Annotated in this window: 3 protein-coding genes; all 3 read right to left on the bottom strand. The window is 66.7% G+C overall.

The window, feature by feature from the left end; all coding sequences use genetic code 11:
* Positions 1-77: 77 nt before the first annotated feature.
* The 3 genes from ETD86_RS58900 to ETD86_RS53875 all read right to left on the bottom strand — a co-directional run bounded on the left by ETD86_RS58900 (position 78) and on the right by ETD86_RS53875 (position 2,349).
* The gene (locus tag ETD86_RS58900; RefSeq protein ID WP_246149533.1) at positions 78-329 is read right to left on the bottom strand and encodes a formyl transferase; all 252 of its coding nucleotides are present in this window, start codon (positions 327-329) and stop codon (positions 78-80) included.
* Positions 330-1,061: 732 nt separating this feature from the next.
* Complete coding sequence (locus tag ETD86_RS53870) at positions 1,062-1,316, bottom strand: hypothetical protein (protein WP_138674310.1); 255 nt, start codon at positions 1,314-1,316, stop codon at positions 1,062-1,064.
* A 658-nt stretch (positions 1,317-1,974) separates the two neighbouring features.
* Complete coding sequence (locus ETD86_RS53875) at positions 1,975-2,349, bottom strand: nuclear transport factor 2 family protein (RefSeq protein WP_138674311.1); 375 nt, start codon at positions 2,347-2,349, stop codon at positions 1,975-1,977.
* Positions 2,350-2,471: the final 122 nt, after the last annotated feature.

Raw genomic sequence — 2,471 nt, forward strand, 5'->3', positions numbered from 1 at the left:
CAGCTACAAGCATCCTGACTTCACCAAGATCGAGCCCTGGGACGTCAGGGCTGAGATCAAGAAGACGCAGGACGAGGTCAAGAAGGCGGCGGGCGTCGAGCCCAAGCTGCTGCGGCCGCCGTACGGACGTTGCGCCACACCCGCCCCGGCACCCGTTCCTTCAAGAACGGGCAGATCACCAGATCCGGCTTGGCCAGCTCCACCGCCTCCGCCATCACCTCCTCCGACACGGCCAGCTCGACGCTCACGTCATGACCGGCGCGCCGCAACTCCAGCCACGCACGCTGGGTCAGGCCGTTGAAGGAGGAGCACAGCAGCAAGATACGCAACGCCAGACTTCTTTCCGGGAGAGCGGGGGAGACGACGACCAGCACGGACACACCTCAGGGCTGACCCGCCACGGCAGGCCGATCCCTCCGGCCCCATGGCTTTACGGCAGTCCCATAAGGCCCATACATGCATCGATGCTGACATGAAAAAACCACTGCCGCTGACAAATCAGCGCAAAACAAGCCCCCACCAGCCCCACTTGACCCGCTTTGCCCAAAAAATCCCGTGTGTGCTGGCCCCCACACCACAGCACTCAGCACAAGATCCCAACCCGCCCAACGGCACCAGGGGAGGGAGGCCCTGACACATGGACACAAAGGACGCAAACGGGGGAGCGGGCCACACCTATCGGCTCCGTGCCGCCCGGGCTGTCGCATCACAAAACCTGAAACCGACGTCCCGCCGGCCGCAAGAGCGCACCGCACGTGGACCCGCGGGACAGAGGTCGACGTCGTCGTGGGAGCGCACGGACCACACGGCCGAGCCTGACACAACGCGACAAGAGGGACGAAAATGACAAACAGGTCATACCAAACAGAATCCCCCTTCTGTTCGGTATGACGTTAAATGTCCGCCTTGGGGAATTCTGTCGGCCCGGTTGCGGCGCACGCCACCTCGCCGGGCGCGACACCCGTAACCCTCACAGGGCACCGACCAGGGCAAACCCCGCAGCCCGCCGGTCCGGCGGGGAAGAGGTCGTCAACACCCGGGCCGGAGGCCGTCACCGGCTGTCACAGGCGGTTGACGAAGCGCGCCGCAGCGCTCTGGCTCATGCCGGTTTCGCCGCGTACGAGGAAGACGGCTTCCTGGATCTGGCCGAGGGCTTTGAGTTCGCGAGCCTGGTCGACCAGGTCGATGCTGGGATTGGGACGGTTGCGGGGCCGCTGGGTCAGGCGTGCGGCGAGGATGATGAGCCAGATGGCGGCTGCGGTGATGACGGCCGTGAGCGCGATGATGCTCGGGGTCGTGATCTCCAGGGGTGGCATGGAGTGCGACTTCCCAGGGATTGGGGGTTTATGCGGGGGTTCGTTGGTTGCTTGATAATGAACATTATGTCAAGTAACGCTTTCTGGGCCGGCCGGGGACTCCCCTCAGCGGGTGAGGCAGGAGGGTTTCGTGGGAACTTTTTTCGGCCGCCCGCACCGCTGGATCCGGCCCCGCACAGGCAGGCGGCGGACGCCGGAATCGTCGGGCTGAGCGGCGTTTTCGCCGTCATCCTGGTCCCCGCGCGCTCTCTGCGGCGCCGAAGACTCTGGTTGACGGCGGGTTTGACCTTGTGTTGATTCGCTGTATCTGGCGCCGGGTCTGGTCTTAGGGTGGAGCTCCTGCTATTCGCGCCGCGAGAGGAGCAGCACGTGGGGACCAAGTCGGTGTTATGTCAGGTGTGTCAGGGAGTTGTGCCCGCTTCGGGTAAGGAGTCGTATACGCCGCTGCGGGGGCGTCTGATCGTGACCAACGGGTATTGCGGGGGTGGTTGCGCCGAGCGGCGTGCGGAGGCGGTTGAGCAGACGCAGCAGGTGGCGCGTCCGGAGCCGATGGTTCGTCAGGAGCCGGCGCCGATGCGGCCGGCGGTGGCCGGTGGCCGTCCTGGTGCGGCTCCGTTGCGGGTGGTGCGCTGACCGCTCCCCCGGTCGCCGCGGCGGGTCAGGGGTGGCCGTCGGCGGTGTGCCAGTAGTCGCGGGTCTCCACGGCGAGCCCGTCGGCGTTGAAGCGGGCGAAGACGCAGCCGGCCAGGGTGGTGGGGCGGCCGTTGTCGTGAGCGTGGACGCGGAATTCGATCACTGCCTGGTCTGCGTCGACGATGGGGGCGGCGAAGGTGACGTGGGGGTCGCTCTCGCCGGCGAAGGACCAGGCGATGTAGTCGGCGATGGCCTGTTTGCCGTGGTGCGGGGGGCGGAACGGCATGCTGGTGTGGACGGCGTCGTCGTGGTAGAGCGCGGTGATGGCGGTGACGTCGTGGTGGGTCCAGCCGTGCTGCCAGGTGTCGGCGAAGCGTTGGGCGGCTGTTCGGGTGTCCATACGGGCCATTGTGGCCGTGTCCCCCGGTCCCCCGGTCCCCTGCTCCCTAGTCCCCTGGTCCCCTGTGTCTCAGGTCGTGTATGGGTGTGCGGCGGTGACGGCGGTGACGGGCAGGGGTCCGT

The sequence above is a fragment of the Nonomuraea turkmeniaca genome (assembly GCF_005889735.1).
GTDB classification, from domain to species: Bacteria; Actinomycetota; Actinomycetes; order Streptosporangiales; family Streptosporangiaceae; genus Nonomuraea; species Nonomuraea turkmeniaca.